Below are 13,242 nucleotides of genomic sequence, written 5' to 3' on the forward strand. Positions count from 1 at the left end.
GACATCGCGGCCGCGTGGATCCGTCACCGCTGAGCCTGTGGACAACCTCGTCTGACCTCGTGAGCCGGGAACGCTCCCTGGCGTGGAGGTTGCTGAGCTGCTGCGCGAGCTGGGTGGAGTCGCCACCCGCTCGGCGCTCCTGGCCGTCGTCGGCCGACGCGCCGTCGACCACGCGCTCGCAGTCGGCGTCGTCGAAGCCGTCGCCCGGGGGCGGTACGCCCTCCCGGAGCTCGGCGAGGCCGTCGCCGCCGCGCACCGGTTGACGGGGGCGCTCTGCCTGACCAGCGCCGCCCTGCACCACGGGTGGGCCGTCAAGACCGTCCCGGACCACCCTCACGTCGCGGTCCCCCGCAACCGCAAGGTGCCGACCGAGCATCGGCGCGGCGTGCACGTGCACTACCTCGACGATCCGCCGGGCACGATCGCCCTCGACAAGACCGCCACGCTGATCCACTGCCTGCGCCGCCTACCTTTCGACGAGGCCCTGGCCATCGCCGACTCCGCGATGCGTTCGGGGGACGAGGTCTCGCTCCGCCAGGCCGCTGCCACCGCTCGCGGTCCGGGCAGCCGGCAGGTGCGGAGCGTCGCTTCCCTGGCCCGAGCCGAGGCTGCGAACCCGTTCGAGTCCGTGCTGCGATCGATCGCTCTGGGCGTGGACGGCCTGCACGTGGAGCCGCAGCTGCTGATCACGTCCACCCGGCCGTGGTGCCGCCCGGACCTGGTCGACCGCGACCTGCGGATCGCGGTCGAAGCCGACTCGTTCGAGTGGCACGGCGACCGGGCGGCTCTCGCCCGTGACGCCCGGCGCTACAACTTGCTCGTCGCCGACGGCTGGCTGGTGCTCCGTTTCGCCTGGGAGCACGTCATGCACGACGCCGAGCACGTGCGGGCCGTGCTCCAAGCCGTCGTACACCAACGGGCGCAAGGGCCCTTCGGACCGTCTCCCGCCGCCTGACCGGCTCGCTGGAACTGCCGTTACGCCCGTTGGTCTCCGAGCCGCGCGACCGCGGCGTCCACCCGCTCGTCGGTCGCGGTGAACGCGACCCGCACGTGGCGGGTGCCGGCCCGGCCGTAGAAGGCGCCCGGGGCGACCAGGATCCCGCGGTCGGCGAGCCAGGAGACCGTGTCCCAGCAGTCCTCGTCCCCCCCGTCGATCAGACGCCGTGCCCACAGGTAGAGCGACGCCTCGGAGTGGTCGATGCGGAACCCCGCCGACTCCAGCGCCTCGCGCAGCTTGGCGCGGCGCGCGGCGTACCGGGCGTGCTGCTCGACCACGTGCGCGTCGTCCTCGAGCGCCGCCTGCATGGCCACCTGCTGGGGGCCGGGCATCTGGAGGCCGAGGTTCTTGCGGACGGCGAGCAGCTCGCCGACCAGCGCGGGGTCGCCGGCGACGAACGCGCAGCGGTAGCCGGCCAGGTTGGAGCGCTTCGACAGGGAGTGCACGGCGAGGATGCCGTCGTGCGAGCCGCCGCAGACCGAGGGGTGCAGCACCGAGACCGGCGTGGTCTCCCAGGCGCACTCCAGGTAGCACTCGTCGGAGACCAGGATCGTGCCGCGCTCGCGGCACCAGTCGACGACCTTCTTCAGGTGCTCGGCGGGCAGCACCCGGCCGGTGGGGTTCGACGGCGAGTTCAACCACAGCAGCGCCGGCACCTCGGGCCCGAACGACGTCAGCGAGTCCCGGGCCACCGGGGTCGCGCCGGCGAGCACCGTGCCCACCTCGTACGTCGGGTAGGCCAGCTCGGGGTAGGCGATCAGGTCCCCGGGGCCGAGGCCCAGGTGGCCCGGCATCGAGGCGATCAGCTCCTTCGAGCCGATCACCGGCAGCACGGCGCCCAGCGACAGCCCGGTCACGCCGTGCCGGCGCTCCAGCCAGTCGATGCACGCCTGGCGGGTGTCGACGCGGCCCACCGTCAGCGGGTAGCCGGGCGAGTCCGCGGCGCCGCGCAGCGCCTCCTGCACGACCTCGGGGGTCGGGTCGACCGGCGTGCCGACCGACAGGTCGACGATGCCGTCGGGATGCGACCGGGCCCGCTCCCCGTGCTCGAGCAGGTGGTCCCAGGGGAAGTCCGGGAGCCGGCCGGAGACCGTCTCGCGCGTGATCAGTGGTCCTGGTTCTGCGGCGGCAGCGCGGCGATCATCGGGTGGTCGTGGTCGATCTCGCCCATCTTGGCGGCGCCGCCCGGCGAGCCGAGGTCGTCGAAGAAGTGCACGTTGGCGTCGTAGTACTCCTTCCACTGCTCCGGCGTGTCGTCCTCGTAGAAGATCGCCTCGACCGGGCAGACCGGCTCGCACGCGCCACAGTCCACGCACTCGTCCGGGTGGATGTAGAGCATCCGCTTGCCCTCGTAGATGCAGTCGACAGGGCACTCGTCGACACAGGCACGGTCCTTCACGTCGACGCACGGCTGGGAGATGACGTAGGTCACCGATTCCTCCTGAGATCACGGGAGCAGGTGCTCGCGAACAGCCTAGTATCCCGGGGGTGTCCGAGTCGGCAGACCCCCAGTATGTGAACCAGCACGGGCTCGGTCCGCACGTCGTCGGGCAGCGGGTCGTGGTCCGCCGGATCCTGCGCGGCGAGACCGGGCCGACCGGCGGGCCGGCGTTCACGGACCTGCTCGGGGTGTGTACGGCGTGGTCGGACGGCAGCTGCGTCGTGCAGCCCGTCGACGGCCCGCCCGTGGTGATCGCGACGGCCGACATCGTGTCCGGCAAGCCGGTGCCCCCGCGGCCCTCGACCCGGCACCGGGTCAGCCCCCAGGGCGCCCAGCTCCGGGCGCTCGCGCTCTGGCCGGACCTCGACACCGAGCCGCTCGGCGACTGGGTGCTCCGCCACTCCCCCACCTCGACCGCGCGGCGCGCGAACTCCGTGCTCGCCCTGGGGCCCTCCGGAGTCACCGACGCCTACGACCGGGTGGTCGACTTCTACGCCCCTCGCACCGGACGGCCGATCGCGGCCGTGCTCCCCGACTCCGACGAGGACGCCATGTTCCGCGGGCACGGCTGGGTGGCCGAGAGCGGGGACGCGGACACGCTGTTCCAGCTGGCGTCGGTGGCCCAGGTCGCGCGCAGGCTGCGGGGGTCTCGACAGGCTCGACCACCGGTGCTCGACGAGCAGGGCGACCTCGTCACCGTGCGGATCGGCGAGCGCGCGAGCGGGGTGGCGGCGTACGCCGACGACTGGGTCGGGTTCCGCGGCATCCACGTCGACCCGGCCCACCGGCGGCAGGGGCTCGCCCTGGCCGTGATGGCGGCGCTGCTGGACTGGGGTGCCGAGCGCGGCGCGACCACGGCGTACCTGCAGGTGCTCGGCGACAACGCTCCGGCGCTGGCGCTGTACGAGCGGCTGGGCTTCACGACCCACCACCCGTACCGCTACCTGGCGCCGCCCAGATCCGACTGACGCCCGAAGAACCGCTCCGACAGCGCGGTGACCCGGACCCAGAACCGCCGCATCAGGACCAGGACGACGGCGCCCGCGAGCACCATGCAGCCGATGTTGATGCCGAGCTGGGCGGCCGAGCCGGTGATCTCCCCGCGGTCCCACACCGCGAGGCCGAGCGCCAGGTTGCCGGCGGCGGGCACGGTGGTCACGCTGATGAAGACGCCGACCATGGTGGCGGTCTTGGACAGAGCGAGCGCCAGTGCGCCCGCGGTGCCGGCGAGCAGGGCGACGATCACCGACCACGCGTCCGGGTGCCAGATGAACCCGGTGCTCGGCCTGGGCGCGGTGACGTCGGCGGTCGTGACCAGCCCGGCGAGGTGCGCGACGAACGCCAGCGCCGCGATGACCGCGATCGCGAACGCGAACGAGTAGACCAACAGGCGCAGGCCCTGGACGAACAGGCGGGGGCGTCGCAGCGCGACCCCGGCGCTGGCCGCCGCCACCGCGCTGAACTCCGGCCCCACCACCATCGCGCCGACCACCAGCACCGCGGAGTCCGTGATCACCGCGATCGAGGCCAGCGCCACCGCGATCAGCAGGAACACCAGGTAGGAGACCGTCGGCACGGCACCCGCCTCCGCCTGGGCCTCGACCGCCTCCCAGATCACCGCGTCGTCGGGGTGGCCGGGCGCCGCGGCCTCCAGCTGCCGGGCGCGCTCGAACGGCGTCCCGGTCGGCGTCGTCACCACGATGCCGCCCTCGGCGCAGAGGCCGAGCCGGTCGAGCTCGCGCAGCAGCTCGCCGGCCTTCTCCCGGGCGACGTCGCACTCGAGGAGGTCGCCGGGCGGCTGGATCACGGCACCCTCCTGGAGGGTGACGTTGGTGATCCACGGACGGTCGCGCAGCACCGCGACGACCCCGGGGGTGAGCCGGTGCGGCGAGGTCAATCGGAAGTGCACGACCACGGGCCGCAGCGTACGCTGGGAGCGGCGCCCGAGAGGCCTGACGAACCTCCCACTCTCCGGTGGAGCGACGGGCCCCGCGCGTCCGGCGTACCGACGAGAGGCCGGCGCTCTTGTCGGCGAAGGTGTGGTGGCACCGCGATCTGGCCCCCGCCCACACCTCCAGGGCTTCACGCCGACTGGAGGTAACCATGCAACGCACACCCCTGAGAACGCTCTGCGCCGACCTGCCCACCGCCACCCCCGGATCCACCGTCCGCCTGCAGGGGTGGGTCCACCGCCGCCGCGAGCTGTCCGCGGTGACGTTCCTGGTCGTCCGGGACCGGAGCGGGCTGGCCCAGGTCGTCGTCCGCGAGGGGTCCGTCCCGCCCGAGGAGACGACCGTCGAAGTGGTCGGTACGGCGACCGCGAACGCCCAGGCGCCCGGCGGCGTCGAGGTCACCGACCCGGTCATCACGCCACTGACCGAGCCCGCGGCCACCCCGCCGATCGAGCTCTGGCGGCCGACCGTGAACGTCGGCCTGCCGACGCTGCTCGACCACGCCCCGGTGACCTGGCGACACCCCGCGCAGCGCGCCAGGTGGGAGCTCGCCGCCGCGTCGCTGCGCGGCTTCCGGGCCACGTTGGACCGGCTCGGCTTCACCGAGATCCAGACGCCGAAGTTCGTGGCGTCGGCCACCGAGTCCGGCGCGAACGTCTTCGAGGTCGACTACTTCGGCCGGCCGGCGTACCTGGCCCAGAGCCCGCAGTTCTACAAGCAGCAGCTGGTCGGCGTCTTCGAGCGCGTCTACGAGGTCGGGCCGGTGTTCCGCGCCGAGCCGCACGACACGGTGCGGCACCTGGCGGAGTACGTCTCGCTGGACGCCGAGCTCGGCTTCATCCAGGACCACCGCGACGTGCTGCGGGTGCTCCGGGACGTGGTCGCCGGCATGACCGACGCCGTCCACGAGCACGCCGCCGGCGCGGTCGCGCTGACCGGCGCCCAGGTGCCGGTGGTCCCCGACGAGATCCCGGTCCTGCACTTCCGCGACGCGCTGGCTCTGGTCGGCGCGCCGGAGGACGAGCCCGACCTGGCGCCGGAGCACGAGCGCGCCCTGGGTGAGTGGGCGCTGGAGACGCACGGCAGCGACTTCGTCGCCGTCGAGGGCTACCCGATGGCGAAGCGGCCGTTCTACACGCACCCCCAGCCGGACGACGACCGCTGGAGCAACAGCTTCGACCTGCTGTTCCGCGGGCTCGAGCTGGTCACCGGCGGGCAGCGCCTGCACACGCCGTCGTCGTACCGTGCCGCGATCCGCGCGCGCGGCGAGGACCCGGCGGCGTACGCGTCGTACCTGCAGGCGTTCGAGCACGGGATGCCGCCGCACGGCGGGTTCGCGATCGGGCTGGAGCGGTGGACCGCGCGGCTGACCGGCGTCGCCAACATCCGGGAGGTGACCCTCTTCCCGCGCGACCTCCATAGGCTCACGCCATGAACCTGGCGGAGGAGGGCGAGCGGCTGCTCGCGTTCGCGCGCGGGTCGGTGCATCCCGACGGCGGCTTCGGGTGGCTGTCCGACGACGGCCGCCTGGAGCCGGACCGGCCGGTGGAGCTGTGGATCACCTGCCGGATGACGCACGTGTTCGCGCTCGCCCACCTGCTCGGTCACCCGTGGGCCGGCGAGCTCGTCGACCACGGGGTCGCGGCGCTGACCACTCGGTTCCGCGACCCCGTCCACGGCGGGTGGTACGCCGCGGTCGGGCCGGACGGGCCGGTGACGCGGTCGAAGACGGCGTACGAGCACGCGTTCGTGGTGCTCGCCGCGTCCTCGGCGGCGGCCGCCGGCCGGCCGGATGCGGACGGGTTGCTGGCGGACGCGCTGGACGTGCTGGACCGGCGCTTCTGGGACGACGAGGCCGGGATGGTCGTCGAGGAGTGGGACGAGTCCTGGTCGGTGCTCGACGACTACCGCGGCGTGAACGCCAACATGCACTGGGTCGAGGCGCTGCTCGCCGTCGGCGAGGTGGACCGCGCGGCGCGGATCGTGACCCGCGTGGTGCACGGCTTCGCGCGGTCGAACCGCTGGCGGATCCCGGAGCATTTCGACGCCTCGTGGCGGCCGCTCCCCGACTACCACCGGGACGAGCCGGCGCACCCGTTCCGGCCGTACGGCGCGACGATCGGGCACTGGTTCGAGTGGAGCCGGCTGACGCTCTCACTGCGCGCGGCGCTCGGGCCGGCGGCGCCGCCGTGGATGCTCGACGACGCGGTGGCGCTGTTCGACGCCGGCGTGCGCGAGGGCTGGGCGGTCGACGGCGCCGCGGGCTTCGTCTACACCGTCGACTGGGACGGCGCACCGGTCGTGCGCCAGCGGATGCACTGGGTGGTCACCGAGGCGCTCGCGGCCGCGGCGACCCTGCACGCGGTCACCGGCGACCCGATGTACGCGGTCTGCGCGGAGCACTGGTGGGCGTACGCCGACCAGCACCTGCTCGACCGCGCGGCCGGGTCGTGGCACCACGAGCTCGGCCCGGACAACCGGCCCGCGGCCGGCACCTGGGCCGGGAAGCCGGACGTCTACCACGCCTTCCAGGCGACCCTCGGGCCACGGCTGCCGGTCTGGCCGCCGTTCGCGGCGGCGCTCAGGGAGCGCAGGCGGGGGTGAAGCCCGGGTCCGCCGGACCGGGCCGCTCGAGCGCGTTCAGCACCCACTGGATCGCGGTGCGGCTCATCGGGATGAACACGTGCTCGGCGGTGTCGGCCGAGCAGGAGTCCTGGATGGTGACGTTCGTGGTCCGCGGGCCCTCCGCGAGGTACGCCGACGTGTAGGGCACCACGACCTCGTCGTACCTCGTGGTGATCTGGGTGTAGCTGACGTCGCCGGGCGTCTCGTCGCCGGCGTTGAGCCTGGTCAGGAACGGCGAGCCCGCGGCCTGCTGGTTGCACGAGGTGCAGAAGCCGCCGGTGAGGGGGTTGTCGGAGCTGCCCACGACCGTGGTGCCGTGGTTGGACGGCGAGAGGCCGACCAGGTCGTCGACGTACGCGTCGCCGCCGAGGAACTTCACGTAGTACCGCGGCATCATGCCGCCCTGCGAGTGCCCGACCATCGACACCTTCGCGGCGCCGGTCGCGTCGAGGACCTTCGCGACGAACCTCTTCAGCTGCCGGGCGGACTTCCGGATGTCCTGGGTGCCGCGGTTGCCGTAGTCGAGCGAGAAGACGCAGAAGCCGTCGTCCACCATGGCCGCCGACAGGTCGTCGAGCAGGCTCTTCCGGTCGCCGAACGTGCCGTGCACGATCACGACCGGCTCGGGCCGCGCCGCGGTCGGCGTGCAGGACCAGTCGTTGGCGCCGGTCGGCTCGCCGAACGGGTTGGTCGGCAGCGGTACGCCGTCCGCGCCGGCGGGCTGGGCCACCGAGGTCAGGCCGAGGACGACCAGCAGCGGGACGAGCAGGGCGGGCAGCAGACGGCGCATGACCCGCCAACGAGCGGTCGCCGACCTCGTCACGGAGGGTCCGGGAACCATACGCTCGGCGGCATGTCGAAGAGGCACAACCGGGGCCGACAGCCGCAGCGGCGCCGACCCGCCGCCCCGCGCTCCCACGAGCGCGCCGAGGACCAACCGCTGTTCCAGACGCTGCGCCGGGCCCTGCGCTCCGACGAGCCGGTCGACCTGCTGATGACCGTCGCCGGGATCGTGGAGGCGACGGATCCGCGCAACCGCGACCCGTTCCGGCGCCAGGAGCCGGGGATGACGCTCCACGAGCTGGTGGAGTCGTTCATCGAGACGCCGTACGCCGAGACGACCGCGGCGCTCTCGGTGCTCCGGGTCCTGGTTCCCGACGCGGACCTCGCGGCGCGGATCGGGGCGGAGCTGGAGCGCCGTCGCCACCCGATGCCCGCGTGGCTGTCCGAGCTCGACCGGGTGCGGGTCGAGCCGGACGTGTGGTTCCTGACCCACGTGCTCGGCGACGGCGACGACTACCTCTTCGGCGTGGTGCTCGCCTCGGGACATGCCGTCTCCGCGCTGGTGTACGTGGACCACAACCTCGGCACCGTGGTGAAGGACGCGTTCCTCATCGGGGAACCGCTCGAGGACGTCGTGCTCAAGCTCGGAACCACCATCGAGCAACCGGAGCAGTCGCTGACCCGGACCGATCCTGCGTCGGCCCGCGCGACCGTCGCGGGGGCGATCGACCACGGGGCGCGGGTCTACCCGCCGTTGACGTCGGAGAGCTGGCCGATGTGCCGACCGGTGGTCGAGTGGCTGCTGCGCCTGCTGCCCGACGGCGGCACGGCGCCGGAGCGCAAGGAGTGGACCGATCGCGAGAAGGCGGGGATCGCCGCGGACTTTTTCGCATCCCGCTTCGGTGCTCCCCTCGACGGCGAGGACCAGCGCGACCTGCTCGACAGCCTGCTGTGGTTCGGCACGGACTACGCCAACGGCGACCCGTTGCGTTGGAGCGCCGTCACCGTCGAGATGCTGCTCAACGACTGGTTCCCGCGCAAGATCGTCGACGAGGCGGCGTACCTGGCGAAGCTTCCCGAGCTCCTGAGGGCCTTCATCCGCTACGCCCACGACCGCGTGGGGATCAGTCCGGCCCTCACCGAGGAGACGCTGGCCGCGGTCGACCTCTACGAGGCGGGCTACCAGCGCACGATCCGGTCGGCCCGGCTGCAGGGGCCGACCGCCCTACTCGCCGGCATGTTCGGACCCGATCCCGATGACCTGTCCGTCGGCGAGATCATGCTCGAGCGCCTGGACCGGGCCGTGGGCGGCCGGTTGCGACTGCAGCGCCTCGACGACGCCCCCCCTGCCGGACGAGCCGTTCGAGTGGGCGGGGGTGCCGGACGACGTCCGGCCCGTCGTGCAGGAGGTCCTCGGGCTCTGCGACGGTTTCGCCGACGCTCACCTCGACGTGGAGCACCGCACGGCGATGCGGCGGTTCCTGGGCCGCGCCGCGGTGGGCGACGCCGCGATCTTCCGACGCCGGGCCTCGACCGCCCGCGGGGCCGCCGCTGTCGCCTGGGTGATCTGCCGCGCCAACGACACCGCAGGTGGGCACGGCGCCGGAATGACCGTGCAGGACCTGCTCGCGTACTTCGGCGTGTCCGGGAGTGTCTCCCAGCGGGCCGAGCCGCTGCTCCGCGCGAACGGGGTCGACCCGTACCACCAGTTCGGGTCGATGGACCTCGGTGCTCCCGACCTGCTCGTCTCGCAGCGCCGGAGCGAGATCATCGCGAGCCGGGACCGTTGGTCGCAGAACCCTCAGCGGTAGGCGTCGGCCCGGCGCATGACCGCCACCACGGTGACGACGCGACCCTTATCGTCGATGCGGTAGATCACCCGATAGGTGCCGCGTCGAGCACTGTGGCGGTCGTCCAGAGGCGGGCGGAGCCGCTTGCCGACGCGCTGGGGGTTCTCCAGCAGCGGACCGACGATGAAGTCGTAGGCAGCGAAGGCCACCGACTCCGGCAGCTGCTCGGCGAGTTGGCGACGCGCCGTCGGTGAGATGACCAGCCGGTAGCGGCCGTCGCTCACGACCCCGCCCGGCGCCGGCGCATGGCCTCCGCGAGATCCTCCTCCGTCTCACCCTCGCCGCGCGCCAGCTCGGCCTCCGAGTCGGACAGCTGCTGGAGGGCGGCCTGGTCGGAGAGGATGGCGATCGTCTCCTCGAGCGACTCGAGGTCGTCCGGCGAGAGGAGCACGGCCGACGGGCGCCCGTGCACCGTCACCGTCACGCGGTCGTGCTGGCGACCGACACGCCCCACCAGCTCGGACAGGTGTGCCTTCACCTCTGCGAGGGACAAGCTCTCCGCCATGGTCACAAGTATGACCAGAAGCTGGCGCCCGGACCAGCCCGCGTCACGCCGGCTCCTTGCAGATCACCGTGTCGGACGGCGTGTACGCCGTGTGGAACTTCTCGGTGCGCACCAGCTCGTCGCTCCCCGGCTTGCGGAAGTAGCGCCACACGTCGACGTCGAAGCCGGCGTACCCGGTGTTGGGGTAGCAGTCCGGCGTCCGCAGCGTGCGGGTCGCCGGCTGGCGGTAGTTGTACCGGTCCGACGTCCTCGTCGTGATGTCCCAGTGCTTCGTGGAGTACATCGACACCGTGACCACGCCCTGCCGCGACGGCGTGCTGGGCGCGACGCTGGCGTGGATCAGCACGCCGTACGGCGTGTCGTTCCGGAACCTCAGGTCGACCGCGCCCCAGGCGACCGTCGCCTCCCGGCCGACCGGGTAGCGGTCGATGTAGAAGGAGTGGGGCTTGTGCTCGACGTCCTTCAGGCCGGCGAAGAACATCGCGTTGAACGTCGTGGTCGCCAGCTGCGAGACCCCGCCGCCGAGGTCCTCCTTGAAGATGCCGTCGCTGATGACGAAGCCCTCGGTGAAGCCGTTCTCGCGGGTCCGCTCGCCGACGGTGTCGTTGAGCGAGAACGTGTCCCCCGGCTTCAGCACGGTGCCGTCGACCAGTTCGGCGGCGCGGCCGATGTTGATGTTCCGGTACTCCGCGTAGGGGTAGTACGTGGTGAACGTGGAGACCCGCTCCTTGATCCTCAGCGCCCGGGCGTCCTTGGTCGTGAAGTCCGGCTCGGCGACCGTCGCCGCGACCTCCATCCGGCGGTCGCCGGGGCGGGTGACGAGCTCGAGGAACGCGGCGGTCACGTCGTCCGGCTCGTAGCTGACCCCGGGCTTGGCGGGGACCACCTCCGGCCGGCCGTCGACCAGGGCCACGGTCGCGTCGACGGGCTCGGCGTCGCTGACGCCGGCGTCCACCAGGCGCAGCAGCCGCCTCTCCCGCAGGTCCGGCACCAGGGCGCCGCCCACGGCCCGCATGCCGAGCGCCGTCGCGTAGTCGGCCGGGTGGAGCGTCACGGGCGAGTCGCCGAAGACCAGCGTGACGGGCGCGGACATCGCCGGGTTCGCGAACGACTCGAGCGCCTCCTGGACCGCGTCGTCGTTGATCTCTGGCTCGACCGTGGTGGTCTCGAGCTCGACGTCCGCGGGCTGCTCGGCGAGGTACGCCGCGACCAGCGCCGCACGGGCGGCCTCGGGGTCGAAGCCCTCCCCCGGGCGCGGGTCGGTGACCACGATCTCGCCGCCCGTGAACGCCACGTCGCCGTCGACCGGAGGCGTGCCGACCTGGTCGGCCAGGCCGTCGAGCGCGCGGTCGAACGCGGCGTCGTCGACGTCGACCACGGGGTCCACGTCGTCGCCACCGGTCCAGTAGTCCCAGAGCCGCCCCGGGTGCCACGACCGCCCCCCGCCGGCGGCCGCGACGCTGGCGGCGTGGTCCACCGAGAGCCCGGCCTCGTCCGGGACGACGGTCACCTGCTCGCCCTCGAGGCGCACCGTGATCGGCCGGTCCTCGCGGTCGGCGAGCCCGGCGCGCAGCGCGGCCTCGGCCTGCTGCGGGGTGCGGCCGCCGATGTCGACACCGGCCACCGTGGTCCCGCGCGGGACCTTGTCGCCGGCGGCGAGGTACGCCGCGCCGTACGCCGCCCCGGCCAGCAGCACGAGCGCCAGCAGCATGAGCAGGACGACCTTGCCGCCCTCGCTCTCCCTGCTCACGCCCGCATCCTAGGGCGCGGGAGGGTCCCGATCGCCACGACGAGCAGCAGCAGCCCGAGGCCGAGCACGGCGTACCCCTGCACGTCCTGGCCGATCAGGTAGTCGCCCTCCGGGCGGGTGAACGAGAGCCAGCCGACCATCGCGTCCCAGGCGACCACGAACGCCAGCCGCGACCACCACCCGGGCGGGAGGGCCAGCACCGCGACGACGGTCGCGACCGTGGCGAGCCCGAGGCCCCACCACAGCTCGTGGAGGGCGACGGTTGCGACGGCCGTGGCGGCGCCGGCCAGCAGCAGGCCGAGCGCCGCGAGGACTCTCACAGGCCGGCGAACAGGTCGGTCTCCAGGCCGTCCTCGTTCAGCTCGCCCGGCTTGCCCTTGGCGAGCCGGAAGAACTCCAGGCCCCAGGCGACGTTGCCGAGGTTGTTGGACAGCGCGAAGAACGGGCCGTCGATCGCGATCTGGGTGGCGTGGGCACGCATCGCGGCGAGCTTCTGCTCGACGTGGTCGGTGGCGTCCACCACCGCGGACAGGTCCTCGTCGGGGGTCACGAAGTACGGCAGCGGCCCGTCGGGGTCCATGCCCTCGAACGACGTCGTGTCACCCGCGTCGCGGAGCGCGCGGAGGCCGGCGCGCATCCGGGTCTCGGACATCGCGCCCCAGTAGATCTTCGCGATGTCCCAGGCCTCGCCGAGGTCCTTGCGGTACGACGGGACGGCGGCCAGCGCGGCGGCGTACGTGGCGACCCGGTGGGCCTGGATGTGGTCGGGGTGGCCGTAGCCGCCGAACTGGTCGTAGGTGACCATCACCTGCGGGCGCACCTCGCGGATCACCGCGACCAGGTGGTCGGCGGCCTCGGTGAGGTCGGCGTGCCAGAAGGCGTTGTCGTGGATGTCGTCCGCGGCGACGGCGTGCCCGTCCTCGTGCCACTTCATGCCGGAGTCGCGGTAGGTGCCGAACCCGCCCAGGTAGCGGTGGTCGGTGACGCCGAGCTCCTGCATCGCGGCGGCGAGCTCCCCGCGGCGGTGCTCCCCGAGCCGGTCCTCCTGGTCGGCGGCGAGGTGGGCGAGCTCGGGGACCAGGATCTCCCCCATCTCCCCGCCGGTGCAGGTCACGAGCGTGACGCCGCGGCCCTCCGCGGCGTACTTCGCCATCGTGGCGCCCTGGCCGATCGACTCGTCGTCGGGATGGGCGTGCACGAGCAGGAGGCGCTGGTCGGCGGTCACGTGACGATCCTAGGGTGGCCCCGGGACGTCATACGGACAGTGTGTCCCCCTCCACTGTCGAGTCCGGGGACATCGGTAACACATATGTCTCAGGACATCGGTGACACTAGTGGT

14 protein-coding genes are annotated in these 13,242 nt (G+C 72.9%); 5 read left to right on the forward strand and 9 right to left on the reverse strand.

Annotation, left to right across the window (positions count from 1 at the left end):
• Positions 1–82: 82 nt before the first annotated feature.
• Positions 83–955 (forward strand): DUF559 domain-containing protein, encoded by an 873-nt coding sequence (locus ABD086_RS11520; RefSeq protein WP_343907672.1) that lies wholly within the window; start codon positions 83–85, stop codon positions 953–955.
• 20 nt (positions 956–975) lie between these two features.
• Here the strand turns inward: ABD086_RS11520 and dapC are convergent, their stop codons facing one another.
• Together dapC and fdxA are read right to left on the reverse strand one after the other, a co-directional pair.
• On the reverse strand, positions 976–2,103 hold the full coding sequence (gene dapC / locus ABD086_RS11525; RefSeq protein WP_343907687.1) for a succinyldiaminopimelate transaminase: 1,128 nt from the start codon (positions 2,101–2,103) through the stop codon (positions 976–978).
• Positions 2,103–2,429 (reverse strand): ferredoxin, encoded by a 327-nt coding sequence (gene fdxA / locus ABD086_RS11530; RefSeq protein ID WP_343907673.1) that lies wholly within the window; start codon positions 2,427–2,429, stop codon positions 2,103–2,105. The genes dapC and fdxA overlap by 1 nt, the downstream gene beginning before the upstream one ends.
• A gap of 56 nt (positions 2,430–2,485) precedes the next feature.
• Between fdxA and ABD086_RS11535 the strand changes: the two genes are divergently transcribed.
• Complete coding sequence (locus ABD086_RS11535; protein ID WP_343907674.1) at positions 2,486–3,406, forward strand: GNAT family N-acetyltransferase; 921 nt, start codon at positions 2,486–2,488, stop codon at positions 3,404–3,406.
• On the opposite strand, the gene ABD086_RS11540 is transcribed toward ABD086_RS11535, so the two are convergent.
• Positions 3,379–4,353 (reverse strand): DUF389 domain-containing protein, encoded by a 975-nt coding sequence (locus tag ABD086_RS11540; protein ID WP_343907675.1) that lies wholly within the window; start codon positions 4,351–4,353, stop codon positions 3,379–3,381. The genes ABD086_RS11535 and ABD086_RS11540 overlap by 28 nt on opposite strands.
• Positions 4,354–4,541: 188 nt before the next feature.
• Between ABD086_RS11540 and aspS the strand changes: the two genes are divergently transcribed.
• Entirely contained in the window at positions 4,542–5,825 is a 1,284-nt protein-coding gene (gene aspS, locus ABD086_RS11545; protein ID WP_343907676.1) for an aspartate--tRNA(Asn) ligase, read from the forward strand.
• Positions 5,822–6,994: an AGE family epimerase/isomerase gene (locus ABD086_RS11550; protein WP_343907677.1), complete on the forward strand. Its 1,173-nt coding sequence runs from the start codon at positions 5,822–5,824 to the stop codon at positions 6,992–6,994. Before aspS ends, ABD086_RS11550 begins: the two co-directional genes overlap by 4 nt.
• On the opposite strand, the gene ABD086_RS11555 is transcribed toward ABD086_RS11550, so the two are convergent.
• Positions 6,972–7,805, reverse strand: coding sequence for an esterase/lipase family protein (locus tag ABD086_RS11555; RefSeq protein WP_343907678.1), 834 nt, complete (start codon positions 7,803–7,805; stop codon positions 6,972–6,974). The genes ABD086_RS11550 and ABD086_RS11555 overlap by 23 nt on opposite strands.
• 1,249 nt (positions 7,806–9,054) lie before the next feature.
• Here ABD086_RS11555 and ABD086_RS11560 point away from each other — a divergent pair.
• Entirely contained in the window at positions 9,055–9,609 is a 555-nt protein-coding gene (locus ABD086_RS11560; protein ID WP_425571600.1) for a DUF6398 domain-containing protein, read from the forward strand.
• Here ABD086_RS11560 and ABD086_RS11565 read toward each other — a convergent pair.
• From ABD086_RS11565 to mshB, 5 genes are read right to left on the reverse strand one after another with little or no spacing between them, the layout of a single operon-like run.
• A complete protein-coding gene (locus ABD086_RS11565; RefSeq protein ID WP_343907680.1) occupies positions 9,600–9,872 on the reverse strand; it encodes a type II toxin-antitoxin system RelE family toxin in 273 nt (90 codons plus the stop codon). The genes ABD086_RS11560 and ABD086_RS11565 overlap by 10 nt on opposite strands.
• Positions 9,869–10,153 (reverse strand): type II toxin-antitoxin system Phd/YefM family antitoxin, encoded by a 285-nt coding sequence (locus ABD086_RS11570; protein ID WP_343907681.1) that lies wholly within the window; start codon positions 10,151–10,153, stop codon positions 9,869–9,871. The genes ABD086_RS11565 and ABD086_RS11570 overlap by 4 nt, the downstream gene beginning before the upstream one ends.
• A gap of 43 nt (positions 10,154–10,196) precedes the next feature.
• Positions 10,197–11,903: a VanW family protein gene (locus ABD086_RS11575; protein WP_343907682.1), complete on the reverse strand. Its 1,707-nt coding sequence runs from the start codon at positions 11,901–11,903 to the stop codon at positions 10,197–10,199.
• Positions 11,900–12,223 carry a hypothetical protein gene (locus ABD086_RS11580; protein WP_343907683.1) on the reverse strand — a complete coding sequence of 108 codons (324 nt, stop codon included), beginning with the start codon at positions 12,221–12,223 and terminating at the stop codon, positions 11,900–11,902. Before ABD086_RS11580 ends, ABD086_RS11575 begins: the two co-directional genes overlap by 4 nt.
• On the reverse strand, positions 12,220–13,128 hold the full coding sequence (mshB, locus tag ABD086_RS11585) for an N-acetyl-1-D-myo-inositol-2-amino-2-deoxy-alpha-D-glucopyranoside deacetylase (RefSeq protein ID WP_343907684.1): 909 nt from the start codon (positions 13,126–13,128) through the stop codon (positions 12,220–12,222). Before mshB ends, ABD086_RS11580 begins: the two co-directional genes overlap by 4 nt.
• Between the last annotated feature and the right edge of the window lie 114 nt (positions 13,129–13,242).

The organism is Nocardioides aquiterrae, from assembly GCF_039526625.1.
Classification (GTDB): domain Bacteria; phylum Actinomycetota; class Actinomycetes; order Propionibacteriales; family Nocardioidaceae; genus Nocardioides; species Nocardioides aquiterrae.

Coding starts and splice junctions, on each gene's coding strand:
- aspS (WP_343907676.1), top strand. CDS start 4,542: ATGCAACGCACACCCCTGAGAACGCTCTGCGCCGACCTGCCCACCGCC.
- ABD086_RS11550 (WP_343907677.1), top strand. CDS start 5,822: ATGAACCTGGCGGAGGAGGGCGAGCGGCTGCTCGCGTTCGCGCGCGGG.
- ABD086_RS11555 (WP_343907678.1), bottom strand. CDS start 7,805: ATGCGCCGTCTGCTGCCCGCCCTGCTCGTCCCGCTGCTGGTCGTCCTC.
- ABD086_RS11560 (WP_425571600.1), top strand. CDS start 9,055: ATGACCTGTCCGTCGGCGAGATCATGCTCGAGCGCCTGGACCGGGCCG.
- ABD086_RS11570 (WP_343907681.1), bottom strand. CDS start 10,153: ATGGCGGAGAGCTTGTCCCTCGCAGAGGTGAAGGCACACCTGTCCGAG.